The sequence below is a fragment of the Paraburkholderia sp. BL6665CI2N2 genome (genome assembly GCF_004366535.1).
Lineage (GTDB): Bacteria > Pseudomonadota > Gammaproteobacteria > Burkholderiales > Burkholderiaceae > Paraburkholderia.
The window spans coordinates 364,527-377,713 of the sequence record NZ_SORC01000002.1 but is presented as its reverse complement, the minus strand read 5'-3'; the positions used below and the strand labels follow the sequence as shown (position 1 = coordinate 377,713).

At 61.3% G+C, this 13,187-nt stretch carries 12 protein-coding genes; all 12 read left to right on the top strand.

All coding sequences use genetic code 11. The features are described from left to right. The first annotated feature begins 117 nt into the window (after nucleotides 1-117). Entirely contained in the window at nucleotides 118-1,173 is a 1,056-nt protein-coding gene (locus B0G81_RS39435) for a 3-keto-5-aminohexanoate cleavage protein (RefSeq protein ID WP_134143636.1), read from the top strand. Nucleotides 1,174-1,311: 138 nt separating this feature from the next. Further along, nucleotides 1,312-2,652 carry an MFS transporter gene (locus tag B0G81_RS39430; protein WP_134143630.1) on the top strand — a complete coding sequence of 447 codons (1,341 nt, stop codon included), beginning with the start codon at nucleotides 1,312-1,314 and terminating at the stop codon, nucleotides 2,650-2,652. A gap of 53 nt (nucleotides 2,653-2,705) precedes the next feature. Continuing rightward, the gene (locus B0G81_RS39425; protein WP_134143627.1) at nucleotides 2,706-4,718 is read left to right on the top strand and encodes an acetoacetate--CoA ligase; all 2,013 of its coding nucleotides are present in this window, start codon (nucleotides 2,706-2,708) and stop codon (nucleotides 4,716-4,718) included. Between the two features lie 85 nt (nucleotides 4,719-4,803). Beyond that, the gene (locus B0G81_RS39420; RefSeq protein WP_134143622.1) at nucleotides 4,804-5,784 is read left to right on the top strand and encodes a quinone oxidoreductase; all 981 of its coding nucleotides are present in this window, start codon (nucleotides 4,804-4,806) and stop codon (nucleotides 5,782-5,784) included. A gap of 27 nt (nucleotides 5,785-5,811) precedes the next feature. Beyond that, nucleotides 5,812-6,660, top strand: a complete 849-nt coding sequence (locus B0G81_RS39415) for a TauD/TfdA family dioxygenase (protein ID WP_134143620.1) — start codon at nucleotides 5,812-5,814, stop codon at nucleotides 6,658-6,660. Nucleotides 6,661-6,678: 18 nt separating this feature from the next. Then, nucleotides 6,679-7,245 (top strand): alpha/beta hydrolase, encoded by a 567-nt coding sequence (locus tag B0G81_RS39410; protein WP_134143617.1) that lies wholly within the window; start codon nucleotides 6,679-6,681, stop codon nucleotides 7,243-7,245. An 11-nt stretch (nucleotides 7,246-7,256) separates the two neighbouring features. Further along, the gene (locus tag B0G81_RS39405) at nucleotides 7,257-7,622 is read left to right on the top strand and encodes a Rieske 2Fe-2S domain-containing protein (RefSeq protein WP_134143615.1); all 366 of its coding nucleotides are present in this window, start codon (nucleotides 7,257-7,259) and stop codon (nucleotides 7,620-7,622) included. A gap of 40 nt (nucleotides 7,623-7,662) precedes the next feature. Continuing rightward, complete coding sequence (locus tag B0G81_RS39400; RefSeq protein ID WP_134143612.1) at nucleotides 7,663-9,315, top strand: 3-(methylthio)propionyl-CoA ligase; 1,653 nt, start codon at nucleotides 7,663-7,665, stop codon at nucleotides 9,313-9,315. A gap of 114 nt (nucleotides 9,316-9,429) precedes the next feature. Further along, entirely contained in the window at nucleotides 9,430-10,575 is a 1,146-nt protein-coding gene (locus B0G81_RS39395) for a porin (protein ID WP_134143611.1), read from the top strand. Nucleotides 10,576-10,605: 30 nt separating this feature from the next. Further along, the gene (locus B0G81_RS39390; RefSeq protein WP_134143609.1) at nucleotides 10,606-10,983 is read left to right on the top strand and encodes a BON domain-containing protein; all 378 of its coding nucleotides are present in this window, start codon (nucleotides 10,606-10,608) and stop codon (nucleotides 10,981-10,983) included. A gap of 435 nt (nucleotides 10,984-11,418) precedes the next feature. After that, on the top strand, nucleotides 11,419-12,015 hold the full coding sequence (locus tag B0G81_RS39380; RefSeq protein ID WP_134143605.1) for a hypothetical protein: 597 nt from the start codon (nucleotides 11,419-11,421) through the stop codon (nucleotides 12,013-12,015). Between the two features lie 322 nt (nucleotides 12,016-12,337). Next, entirely contained in the window at nucleotides 12,338-12,916 is a 579-nt protein-coding gene (locus B0G81_RS39375) for an SRPBCC domain-containing protein (RefSeq protein WP_166679183.1), read from the top strand. Nucleotides 12,917-13,187: the final 271 nt, after the last annotated feature.

Here is a 13,187-nt window from a genome sequence, read left to right as displayed (position 1 = left end):
CCAAAACGAAAATAATTGGCACCTCAACGAAAGAGTCTATCGCATCGGCGGCCTACAGTGTTGCCATACGCCGAACCGAATACCGGTACCGGTACCCAACACCCAGGAGCCCATTTCATGCAATTCCTCGACGACTCGCTTCACCCCCAAAACCAGCAGAAGGTTGTCATCACCGTCGCCCCTTATGCCCCAGAGTGGATGCCTTCCGATTTCCCGGAAGACATTGCGGTAACCATGGACGAGCAGATCCAGAAGGCCGTTGACTGCTATGAAGCCGGAGCAAGGGTGCTGCACCTGCACGTGCGTGAACTCGATGGCAAAGGCTCGAAGCGCCTGTCCAAGTTCAACGAGCTGATCGCCGGCGTGCGCGAGGCGGTACCCGACATGATCATCCAGGTCGGTGGCTCCATCTCCTTCGCACCGGAAGATGAAGGCCAGGCCGCGAAGTGGCTGTCCGACGATACCCGTCACATGCTGGCCGAACTGGACCCGAAGCCGGACCAGGTGACGATTGCGATCAACACCACGCAGATGAACATCATGGAGTTGATGACGCCGCTGGCAGTGGCGGGCACATCGCTGGCTGATCCGGTATTGCAACAAGCCTATCGCGAGATGACCGTCCCGGCAGGTCCGGGCTGGGTCGAAGAGCACCTGCGCCGCTTGCAGGCTGCCGGTATCCAGCCTCATTTCCAGCTCGCGGGCGTTCATTCGTACGACACGATCGAGCGCATGATCCGCCGCGGCATCTACAAAGGCCCAGTCAACCTGACCTGGATCGGCATCGCCGGCGGCGCCGACGGCCCGAATCCCTATAACTTCATGTACCTCCTGCAACGCGCAGCCGACGGTGTTTGCGTCACGTCAGAGTCTCTTCTGCATAACGTGCTACCGCTCAACATGATGTCCATGGCAATGGGCTTCCATCCTCGCGTCGGCACGGAGGACACGCTCACCGATCAACACGGCAATCGCATGACGTCCGTGCAGCAGATCCAGCAGTGCGTGCGCGTCGCCCGCGAACTCGGTCGCGACATTGCTTCCGGCAAGGAAGCCCGCGAAATCTACCGCATCGGCACCTGGTACGACAGTGTTGACGAGACGCTGGCGGCGAACGGCATGGCGCCCAACCGCCAGCGCGGCACCAGAGGCGTGCCGCTGCGCGCTGCCTGAGCAGGAAGTCGCACGTCGCGACGTGAGTGCGCCGTTGCTTCGCAAACCTTGCGAAGCAACGAACTTTTGGTCTCGCTGTGAGATCGCCAGATAAAAAGAAGCTCTCCATGAAAGAGCCTCACACCGGAGACGTAAATCATGAACTTGCATTCCGCCGCGCCGCAGTCGGACGACCGCGACGGCTACCTCGTCAGTCGGCGTCAGGCGTGGTTCGCCTTCGCGATGACCTTCGCGCTGATGTTGTTCGATTACATCGATCGTCAGGTGATCGTGTCGTTGTTCCCGCACCTGAAGGCCGCCTGGGGTCTGTCGGACATGCAACTTGGCAGTCTGGTGTCGATCATCTCCATCGTCGTGGCTGCGGGCGGCGTTCCTGTCGCGCTGATGGCCGACCGCTTCAGCCGGGTCAAGAGCATCTTCGTGATGGCAACGGTGTGGAGCCTGGCGACCATCTCCTGCATGTTTGCGCGCAACTTCGGTCAGCTCTTCGCAGCGCGAGCCATCGTTGGCCTTGGCGAGACCGGCTATGGTTCGGTGGGCGGCGCCCTGATCGCCAGCCTGTTTCCGAAGCGACTGCGCACCACGCTGCTTGGCGCCTTTTTCGCAGCGGCCTCGCTCGGTTCCGTGCTCGGCGTGATGCTGGGTGGCGTTGTCGCGGCCCACTGGGGCTGGAAAGCGGCATTCGGCATCGTCGGCGTTCCCGGCCTGGTCCTGGCTTTCGTGTACCTCCTTGTGCCGGACTATAAGACCGTGGAACTCGCCCCCAGCATGGACCAGGCGCGGCACTCTGTGCCGAGCTTTGCCAGGCAGATCGTATCGACACTGGCCAGTTCACCCACCGTATGGTGGACGTGCCTGGGCGCCGCCCTTCAGCTCGTCGTCGTGTCGATGATCTGGTCGTGGCTCCCAAGCTATTTCCACCGTTACCACGGCGCCGCCCCGGACCACGCAGGGATGCTGGCCGCACTGATCGTGCTGTGTGGCGCAGCGGGCTCGGTCATCTGGGGCGTGATGGCGGATCGACTCGCCGTCCGCCGGCCGCGCAACAAACTGGTGATGATGGCCATCCTGTGCATGGCAACGTTGCTGGTCTTCGCGATAGCCTTTGGCGTCACGATGCCGGCGAAGCAGCAGTTCCTGCTTATCGCCCTTGGTGGTCTCCTGATGATGTGCACGATAGCGCCGACTGCCACCGTGGTGCTCAACGTGATTCATCCGGGCGTCCGTTCCACCGGGGCCGCCATCCTGTCGCTGTTCCAGAATCTCTTCGGCCTTGCTGTCGGTCCCTTCGTAGGTGGTCTGCTATCGGATGCCTGGGGCCTGCAGGTAGCGCTCGCAGTCATGCCCGCTTTCGGTCTGCTCGCAGCCCTGTGCTTCCTGCGGGCCACGCGCACCTACGAACCGGAACTGGCGAGGGTGGAGCACATCCGGCTGGATGCCGCGACCTCGCCGGGCTCGCCTGTGACCGTATCGGCCTGAGCCGCGCAGCAATGCACTCTTGATAGCACCTACCTCTTATCGGTATTCGAGCAATGAGCATTTCCATTAGTCCGACCCTGAACGCTAGTGCGCTGACGACACGCCCCGCCTGGTCGCCGTCATCATCCGTCGTCAACAACGCCCGCATCACGCAATTCATGCGATGGCTCAAGCGCGAGCGCGGTCTGTCTTTTGCGAACTACGACGCCTTGTGGCAGTGGTCTGTCGACGAGGTCGATGGCTTCTGGCTGGCCCTGTGGGACTGGGCGGCTATCCCGTCGACCCAGAAGCCCAGCGTCGCTCTGGCTGAGGCCAGCATGCCGGGGGCATCGTGGTTTCCGGGCGTACAGATGAACTACGTCGAGCAGGTGTTCCGGCACGCCGAGGCGGGACGGCCCGCCATCGTGTATCGCAACGAGGCGGGTGAGACCGGAGAAATGAGCTGGGCCGACCTGGAACGTCAGGTTGCGGCTCTCGCGGCCTGCCTGCGCGGCATGGGTGTGGTTCGAGGCGATAGGGTTGCCGCTTATCTGTCTAATACCCCGCACGCGATCGTTGCGTTTCTCGCCGTCGCAAGCATCGGTGCTATCTGGTCGGCCTGCGCGCCCGATATGGGCGACCTCGCGGTGCTGGATCGCTTCCGCCAGATCGAGCCCAAGGTCTTGATCGCAGTCGACGGCTATCGGTATGGCGGCAAGGAATTCGATCGCCGGCCCGTACTGTGCAAGCTGCTCGAACAGTTGCCGAGTGTCGGGCATGTCGTCGTCGTTCCGACGCTGCATTGCCAGGACGATCGTTATGGGCTTTCCAACCCGGTGACGTGGGCCGACGCAATTTCGAACAATGCGTTGCCGCTCGACGTCGAGCATGTGCCGTTCGACCATCCGCTGTGGATCGTCTACTCGTCAGGCACGACAGGCCTGCCGAAGCCCATCGTCCATTCGCAGGGCGGCATCGTTCTCGAGCATGTCAAGCTCACCACGCTTCATCTGGATCTGCATGCCGGTGACCGCTTCTTCTGGCAGGCCAGTACCGGCTGGATCATGTGGAACCTGCAGGTCGGCGGACTGCTCGCAGGCGCGACGGTATGCCTGTTCGACGGCAATCCCGGCTATCCGGACATGACCGCGCTCTGGCGATTCATTGACGACGCCGATGTGAACTTCTTTGGTGCCGGCGCAGCGTACTTTCAGGCCTGTGAAAAGTCCGCCATCGAGCCGCGCAAAGTGGGCGGTCTTTCGTGCCTGCGCGCCGTCGGCTCGACCGGTTCTCCGCTGTCGCCGGAAGGTTACCGGTGGATCCTCGACCGCGTCGGCCCGATCTGGATCAATGCACTCTCCGGTGGCACTGACTTCGCCGGTTGCTTTGTTGCCGGCGTGCCCACGCTGCCCGTCTACCTTGGCGAGATGCAGTGCCGCTGCCTGGGTGCGCGGGTCGAGGCCTTCGACGACGCGGGGAGCGCGCACATAGACGAGGTCGGCGAGTTGGTCTGCACCGCACCGATGCCGTCGATGCCGCTTTGCTTCTGGAACGACAAGGACAACGCGCGCTACCGCGACAGCTACTTCGACATGTATCCAGGGGTCTGGCGCCATGGAGACTGGGTGCGCATCACGCCACGAGGCGGCGCCATCATCTATGGCCGCTCGGACGCCACGATCAATCGGCACGGCATCCGCATGGGGACCAGCGAGTTGTACCGGGCCGTCGAGGACTTGCCCGAGGTGCTGGACAGCATGGTGGTAGATCTCGAATACCTGGGCCGGGAGTCCTACATGCCGTTGTTCGTGGTGTTGCGTCCAGGTGCCGAGCTGACGCCCGCGCTCATTGAAGGCATTCGCCAGCGGATCAAGGTGGCGCTCTCTGCCCGCCACGTGCCGAACGACGTGTTCCAGGTTTCTGCGATTCCACGCACCCTGTCTGGAAAGAAGATGGAACTGCCAATCAAGAAGCTGCTGCTTGGACAGCCGCTGGCGAAGGTAGCCAATCCCGACACCATGGCGAATCCTGAAAGCCTGAACTGGTTCGCCAGGTTTGCCGCCGATCGCACCTCGACGGCACGGTAATCAACGTTATTGCGCCCGCCACGAGATGCCGATCCGGCACAAGGCTGACGCGTCCCAACTCAGACAATGAATCCAGGAGCCAAAAATGGCAAAAGCTGTTCGCTTTCATGAAACCGGTGGTCCCGAAGTCCTGCGCTATGAGGACGTTGCGGTGGGCGAACCCGGACCCGGTCAAGTCAGGCTGCGCCACGAGGCGGTCGGCCTCAACTTCGCCGACGTCTACTTTCGCACCGGCCTGTATCCGGCGCCGCTTCCGTCTGGGATCGGCACCGAGGGTGCGGGCGTCGTGGAGGCCGTGGGGGCTGGCGTGACCAGCGTCGCAGTGGGCGACCGCGTGACTTACACGGGCGCGTACAACACACTCGGCGCCTATTGCACGGACCGTGTGATCGATGCCGCGCCCCTCATCAGGCTGCCCGATGGCATTGCCTGCGATACGGCCGCAGCCATGACGATGCGTGGCCTGACCTCGGCGTACCTGATGCGCCGCATTTACGCCTTCAAGGAAGGCGACACCATTCTGCTGCACGCTGCCGCAGGGGGCGTCGGGCTGATCGTGTCACAGTGGGCGAAGCTGCTCGGGCTGACGGTAATCGGCACGGTTTCCAGCGAAGCCAAGGCCGAAGTCGCGCGCGCCCACGGATGCGATCACATCGTCAATTACAGCCATGAGAATGCCGCTGCGCGGGTGCGCGAGCTGACCGATGGCGTCGGCGTCAACGTAGTGATCGATAGCGTCGGCAAGGACACCTTCGACGCCTCGCTCGACTCGGTCAAGCGCCGGGGCCTGGTCGTCTGCGTCGGCACTGCGTCGGGCCCGATCCCGCCATTCAGTCCGCACATCCTTGCCCTCAAGGGCTCGCCGTACCTGACCCGTCCGGCGCTGGCCGACTACATCGCCGATCCTGCGGAAAAGGCCGAACTGGCCGGCGAGTTGTTCGGCCACGTGGCCTCGGGCCGCATCCGGATCGAGATTAACCAGCGCTACGCGCTGGAGGATGCCGCACACGCCCATCGCGATCTGGAGTCACGCAAGACGACCGGCTCCTCGGTCTTCGTGATCTGAAGATCGCTGCTGCAAGGACATCATCATATGCGTATCGAACAACTGACTTACGCCCTTGGCGGCGAACTGAACGGCGTAAGGCTGGCCGACGCCATTCACGACGACGGCCTGTTCGCCGAGATTCGCGCGGCGCTGCTGAAGCATCGCGTTCTGTTCCTGCGCGACCAGGAAATCAGCCGCGCCGAGCATGTAGCTTTCGCGCGTCGCCTCGGCGAACTTGAAGATCATCCGGTGGCGAGCAGCGATCCTGACAATCCGGGACTCGTCAGGATCTACCGGACCCCGGAGCAGCCGAACGACCGCTACGAAAACGCCTGGCATTCGGACGCTACCTGGCGCGAGGCGCCGCCGTTCGGCGCGGTACTGCGCTGCGTGGAATGTCCCCCGGTGGGCGGCGACACGATGTGGGCGAACATGGTCCTCGCGTACGACAAACTTCCGCAGCACGTGAAAGACGAAATCGCTGGCCTGCGCGCCCGCCACAGCATCGAAGCCACGTTCGGCGCGAACATGCCGTTGGACAAACGTCTTGCTCTCAAGGCGCAGTACCCGGATGCGGAGCATCCGGTGGTTCGCACGCATCCGGAGACCGGCGAAAAGGTCCTCTACGCCAACATCTTTACGACGCACTTTACGAACTTCCACACGCCCGAGCGGGTGCGCTACGGCCAGGACGCGAATCCGGGCGCGAGCGATCTGCTGCGCTATCTGATCAGCCAGGCGTACATCCCCGAGTACCAGGTGCGCTGGCGCTGGCAGAAGAACAGCATCGCGATCTGGGACAACACTTCGACCCAGCACTATGCCGTGATGGACTACCCGCCGTGCCATCGCAAGATGGAACGCGCCGGCATTGTCGGCAGCAAGCCTTACTGAACGAGCAGCTAGCTTCCGATGAATTACGAACTGAAACCGACCATTCTAATGGTCCCGGGTTTGCGCGACCACGTCGCCGAGCATTGGCAGACCCTGTTGCAGCAACGGTTGCCGAAAGCGCTGTCGGTGCCGCCGCTCGAGCACGACAAGCTCAATTGCGCGGCGCGCGTCGCGGCGCTCGATGCCGCACTCGCCCGGATCGACGGGCCGGTCATTCTGGTCGCGCATAGCGCTGGCGTGATGATCACCGTGCATTGGGCCGCGAAGCACAAGCGTGAGATTCACGCTGCGCTGCTCGCAGCGCCCGTAGATCTCGAAACGCCGCTGCCGGCCGGCTATCCGGAACTGGATACGCTCAATGAGAATGGCTGGCTGCCGATTCCGCGCAAGCCGCTGCCGTTTCCGAGCATCGTCTGCGCGAGCCGCAATGATCCGGTCGCGCAGTTCGAGCGCGTGCAGGAGATGGCGCAGGACTGGGGCAGCCGCCTCGTCGATCTCGGCGAAGTAGGACACCTCAACCCCGCGTCGGGTTTTGGCGAATGGCCAATGGCGGAGACGTTGATTCGCCGGTTGGGACTGATGTGAAGGAGGCTGCGATGTCACGTCAGATCGTGGTGGATGTCGCCGGCGAACTCGTGCCGGGCCAGCGCAAGCTGGCCTTCATCGATGGCCGCAGCATCGTGCTGTTCAACATCGACGGCACGCTTCACGCCATCGACAACACATGTCCCCATAACGGAGCCTCGCTTGCGGGCGGCCAGCTGGAAGGTTGCATGTTGCGTTGCCCGGCGCACGGTCTGCGCTTCGATGTGCGCACGGGTTGCATAGCGGGAACGGGCGGATTGAATGTGACGACCTTCCCGGTCGAAATAGTGGATTCAAAGGTAGTGGTGAGTCTCGACGAGCCGGAGGCGCCCCCTCGCATGCGCGAGTGGGCAGCGCGGCAACGTAAGGACACGTAGGACCGGCGCGAGACGCCGCAACCAATCAGGAGACGGAAAAATGCAAGGCTTGATGATGCAGCAGCCACTGCTGGTCGCTTCGCTGCTCACGCACGCGGAACGCCATCATGGTGAACAGAAAATCGTGTCACGCCGCGTCGAGGGCGACGTGCACCGTTATACGTTTCGGCAGCTAGCGAAACGCGCGCGCCGCATGGCCAACGCGTTGGGCACGCTCGGCGTGAAGCCGTGCGAGCGTGTCGGCACGTTGGCATGGAACGGCTACCGCCACATGGAGCTGTATTTCGCGGTGTCGGGTTCCGGGTCCGTGCTGCATACGCTTAACCCGCGGCTGCACGTCGATCAACTAGCGTACATCATCGAGCATGCGGAAGATCGTGTCATGTTCTTCGACCTGACGTTCCTGCCGCTGATCGAGAGCATCGCACCCCGGGTGAAGAGCCCGAAGGTGTTCGTGGCAATGACCGATCGCGCGCACATGCCGCAAGGGCACGACATGGCCGGCATGCTGATGTGCTACGAGGACCTGATCGAACTCTGCGACGACGTTTTCGAATGGCCGCTGCTCGACGAGAACAGCGCGTCGTCGCTGTGCTACACGTCGGGCACCACCGGCAATCCGAAGGGCGTGCTGTACAGCCATCGCTCGACCGTGCTGCACACCTACGCGGCGGCGCTGCCGGATGCGATGAACTGTTCGGCGCGCGACGTGATCCTGCCGGTCGTGCCGATGTTCCATGTGAATGCGTGGGGACTGCCGTACATCGCCTGCATGGTCGGCGCGAAACTAGTGTTTCCGGGGCCGGCGCTCGACGGCAAGTCGCTCTATGAACTCATAGAACAGGAACAGGTGACGATGTCGGCCGGCGTGCCGACCGTCTGGCAGGGCCTGCTTGCGCACGTCGATGCACTCGAGGCGACCTTCTCGTCAATGCGGCGCACGGTGATCGGCGGCGCATCGTGTCCGACAGCGATGACGGACGCTTTCCAGAACCGTCATCAGGTCGAGGTGCTGCACGCATGGGGCATGACCGAATTGAGCCCGATCGGGACAATCTGCAGCTTCAAGGCACATCAGCACTCGCTGCCCATCCCGCAGCGCCATGCGCTTCAGGCGAAGCAGGGACGCTCGCTGTACGGCATTGACATGAGGATCGTCGACGCGAAGGGCGAGGAGTTGCCTTGGGACGGTGAGACGGCCGGCGATCTGCAGGTGCGCGGTCACTGGGTTACGCAGCAATACTTCGGCGCCGACGTCGAGTCGCCGCTGTGCGACGGCTGGTTTCCCACCGGCGACATCGCCACGATCGATCGCGACGGCTTCATGCAGATCACTGATCGCAGCAAGGACGTGATCAAGTCGGGCGGCGAATGGATCAGTTCGGCGGCCATCGAAAACGTCGCGTATCTGCATCCGGAAGTCTCGATGGCCGCCTGTATCGCCGCGCGACATCCAAAGTGGGACGAACGACCGCTACTGCTGGTCGTGACAAAGCCGGGCAGCGCGCTGGACAGCGACGAACTGCTGTCCTTCTTCAACGGCCGGGTCGCGCGCTGGTGGACCCCCGATGCCGTGGTGTTCGTCGACACAGTTCCTCTCGGCGCGACGGGCAAGGTCCTGAAGAACCAGTTACGCGATCAGTTCGGGGGCTATTACCTTCCGGCCCGATCCGACGCTTTCGCAAGAAAGTAGTTCGATTCACGCAGCAACGCGACCGGGCAGGCCGGACGTTCACAAAATTACCAACCATCTTGAAGCGATCGCAGCATAGGCTATTGCGCCAACGCCGGTACGCGGAGGAGTACCATGAAGTTGAAGTCAAGCAGCGCTATCGTGTTGGCCGTTTTCGCCACCGCGGCTCATGCGCAATCGTCAGTAACGCTCTATGGCGTACTCGATACGGGCTTTCTGTACCAGAGCACATCCGCTGCAACGTTTCAGCCGCATGCGCCCAATCTGGGCCACACCTATCAGATGAAGGACGGCGGCATTTACGCGAGCTTCTGGGGGCTGAAGGGATCCGAAGACCTCGGCGGCGGCTACAAGATCAACTTTAAGCTGCAAGGCGTATTCAACACGACGAACGGCAAGTTCGGCCTGTCCGATACGCCCGGCACGACGGCGATCTTCAACCAGTTCGCGACGGTCGGCGTCTCCAGTCCGTACGGCACGTTCGACGCCGGCCGGCAAATCATTCCGATGATCTACGCGATGGCAGAAACCGATGTACGCGGCGCGCAGTACTTCGGTAGTATCCTGACCGCCTGGCTCGGCATCAATCAGGCGGCGGGATGGCCGGGCACCAGCACCAACGCGCCAATCGGCGCGCTTTATGACAGCAATGCGCTCGTCTATAACTCGCCGAAGTTCTATGGCGCATCGGTCGCGCTCGAATATGCACCGGGCGGCGTGGGCGGACAGTTCCAGGGCGGCACGCGCGAGTCGGCCGTGCTCAAGTATTCGAACTACGGCTTGAATCTTTCGGCGGTCTATTACAACGGACACGATACCAATCCGTTCCCGTTGACGTATCCTGCTGCGCCCGCTGTGCCCGCGACCGGCCTTGCGAATAACCGCTTCTATTATTTCGGCGCGATGTACACCATCAGCGGATTCTCGTTCTCCGCGTCGTACGCAATCGGCAAGAATCCGGCGCACAGCAATACCGCGGATTTCGAAATGGCATCGGGCGGCCTGGGTTATCAATTCAGTCCGCGCTTCAAGGTCACGTCGGGCTATTACTACCTGAAGGACAAGAACAATTCTTCGAATCATTCCAGCGAATTCGCAATTGGCGCGGAGTACAACCTGTCGCAGAGAACCAAGGCTTATGCGCAGGTCGGATACGTCGACAACAAGGGAACCATGAACCAGACAATCATCTATGGCGCACCCGTCGCGCCGGGCGTTTCTACCACGGCGGCCATGATCGGCATCCGCCATACCTTCTGATTACGTCACTCATAAAAACTGGAGTATTCGATGAAAACCATTCAGGCACGCGCGCTGGCGATTGCCACATTGATTCTGAATGCGTCGGCCAACGCGTGGTCGCAGTCGGGCCAGATGGCCAGTGTACCTCCGGGCTCATCCGCGATGGAAGCTAGCGCTGCCGGGCCTGTCAGCCCGAGGAAAGCCAATCGCGCGCTGCGCCGGCAGGTCTATGCCGCGATTGGCAAGCACAAGGAGATCAGCGCCGGCAATATCAGCGTGATCGCAAAAGGCGGGGCGGTGACGCTGAGTGGCACGGTCACCGACGCTTCGCAGATCAATCAGGTTCGGGAGATCGCGAAGGGCGTTCCGGGGGTGACCTCTGTGACCAACAAGCTGACCGTCGAAAAGCCGTTGGGCGGGATGTAGAAGAGCTCACGCAATCGTCGCATTTGGCTGAGGACAAGTCCAAAGATGAGCGAGCGCTATGACTGTTCCAGTCTGATACCTGCCGTTGAGGGTAAAACGACTCGATAGGCAGCTTCACGCCCTGAGTCAGTCCGTCAAGCATTTCGAGGGGATAGCGCGAGGCTCCCAAGGAGAGGTGAGCCCCGCTTCCTCAATGCATTCAGATAGACGCTCTCATCGTACAGTGTGCGTCTTCGCCGGCACTCGCCCCGAAGCGATCGAGGACTTCGAGGTAATTCGAGAACAGGGCAGCAGACTTGTCGGCGGGGACTGAAAAATCTCCGCATCCGGCAACCATTGGCAAGGGCTCACTCGGCGAAAAAACCCGGAATTCTGACATCCCTGGATATATTCTGGGTGAGAGCGCAGCGGTCCGCTGTTTTCAATAAGGATGCCATGAGTACTCCGTTCACCACTTTAGGCGTCGTTTGCGTTATTGCCGCGATAACTGGTGGCGGATTGAAGGCGCTGGGCATCGAACTTCATCCATTACAGTCTCTCGGTCGACAGTTCCTGCTCGGCGTTCTGGGGCTAGTTTTGATTGGTGCGGACAATCACGAGGCCCTGTTCGGCGGCGTGGAACGGAGGCAAAACAAAGGGGGCGGCGAAGAGCTAAAGCCGCCACGACACATACCCGGGATTTCGCAGAATGTATCAAAAGATGACAGTCAGGATCAATCCGAAGCCCCGGTATCGGTTGTCAGGCTGTTTTATGCAGCGCTAGCTAAGGGAGACGGGGTTTCCGCGTCCGCATTGGTCGTCCCTGAAAAAAGGGGTATTGGCCCCCTTAGTGAGCTGGAGATTTCCCGTTTCTTTGGCGGCCTTGAAGTACCGCTCGTCGTAGAGGATATCCGGCAGACTGGAGAAGATACCGTCAACGTCCGGTATCGTTACCGCAAAGACTCCTCACGATACTGCATGGGAAACGCGCTCGTGACGACAACAAACAAGTACGGCAAGACGTTGATCGAGAACATCGCAGCTAACTGCTGAACAAACGGGCTCTCCGCTGCCTCAGTTGATCATCCGTGAAGTGCAAAGGGGACGGTTACGATGGAATGCACGAAATCCGCAGAACGCATGCACTCACGCGCGGCGGGCCAAACGTGGTCTGCTGACATGGAGATACTAGAGCGAGGCGGGTGCCCCCAATGGATACTCTGACGGAAGACTCGGTCAGCGAACAGCGCCCGATAAACGTCCGCTGCGCTTTACAAGCGGCCGTTGACACCTCGATATGCCGGAAGTCCGCTGCGGGTCGCGATATGCCGGACGCATGAGGCCCGGGTCGGCCACTTTCGGACGGTCCACGTGGATGTCTAGCTCGCCGACAATCTATGAAATTTGCAGAGCAATTACAACGGATTATGGGGCGAATATGCGGTTGCGGAGCTTGCTGCTGAAGTGCATCGTCATCAGTGTTGTCGGCGTAATTACAGTCCTTTTAGTCGCGCACGACGATCGTAGCGCCTATGCTGACGTTCTTATCGATAGGCCCGCTGCCGATGTCTGGAAAGTTATTTCGAACAGCGCCGCGTATCCCGATTGGAATCCCTTCATTACTCGGGTTGATGGCGACTTCAGGGAAGGAGCGACAATCCGCATTGTGCTAGGCACTGGGCCGGATTCGATGGTGTTCAAGCCCACGGTCCTGCTCATTCGTCCGCAACAAGACCTTTGCTGGCGCGGCAGCATCTGGATTCGTGGCGTGTTCGACGGTACGCACTGCATTCACCTGACGGCCGTAGCCGGCGGCACTCACCTTGAGCAAACGGAGTCTTTCTCTGGATTGCTTGTTGGGCGGCTGTCGAAAGACGTGATCGAGGAAACGCAGCGAAACTTTCAGGCGATGAATGTTGCAGTCAAGCGGCGCGCAGAATTGAAAACGCCATGAGCGCCTGCGTCTCGTGCGATTCGAACGGAATCGGCAGCAGCAGTCGCTGTCCGTTAAGGTTTATTCGATGCCTGCCATCGGCGCAGGAATGTGAATGCCTCCGCGCGTGCCGGCAGGCGTCGAATAAACCCGATGGAGGAAACCGCGGAGTGGTCCGATAGGGTCGGTACTCGCCGCTATGGGGATTGATAAGTGAGGATGCTCAGCGATGTCGGGGGCAGCGCGACCAGGTAGGATGCTGGCCGGCCGCTGACAGTGTAGCGAAGCGGTG

Coding starts and splice junctions, on each gene's coding strand:
- B0G81_RS39435 (WP_134143636.1), top strand. CDS start 118: ATGCAATTCCTCGACGACTCGCTTCACCCCCAAAACCAGCAGAAGGTT.
- B0G81_RS39430 (WP_134143630.1), top strand. CDS start 1,312: ATGAACTTGCATTCCGCCGCGCCGCAGTCGGACGACCGCGACGGCTAC.
- B0G81_RS39425 (WP_134143627.1), top strand. CDS start 2,706: ATGAGCATTTCCATTAGTCCGACCCTGAACGCTAGTGCGCTGACGACA.
- B0G81_RS39420 (WP_134143622.1), top strand. CDS start 4,804: ATGGCAAAAGCTGTTCGCTTTCATGAAACCGGTGGTCCCGAAGTCCTG.
- B0G81_RS39415 (WP_134143620.1), top strand. CDS start 5,812: ATGCGTATCGAACAACTGACTTACGCCCTTGGCGGCGAACTGAACGGC.
- B0G81_RS39410 (WP_134143617.1), top strand. CDS start 6,679: ATGAATTACGAACTGAAACCGACCATTCTAATGGTCCCGGGTTTGCGC.
- B0G81_RS39405 (WP_134143615.1), top strand. CDS start 7,257: ATGTCACGTCAGATCGTGGTGGATGTCGCCGGCGAACTCGTGCCGGGC.
- B0G81_RS39400 (WP_134143612.1), top strand. CDS start 7,663: ATGCAAGGCTTGATGATGCAGCAGCCACTGCTGGTCGCTTCGCTGCTC.
- B0G81_RS39395 (WP_134143611.1), top strand. CDS start 9,430: ATGAAGTTGAAGTCAAGCAGCGCTATCGTGTTGGCCGTTTTCGCCACC.
- B0G81_RS39390 (WP_134143609.1), top strand. CDS start 10,606: ATGAAAACCATTCAGGCACGCGCGCTGGCGATTGCCACATTGATTCTG.
- B0G81_RS39380 (WP_134143605.1), top strand. CDS start 11,419: ATGAGTACTCCGTTCACCACTTTAGGCGTCGTTTGCGTTATTGCCGCG.
- B0G81_RS39375 (WP_166679183.1), top strand. CDS start 12,338: ATGTCTAGCTCGCCGACAATCTATGAAATTTGCAGAGCAATTACAACG.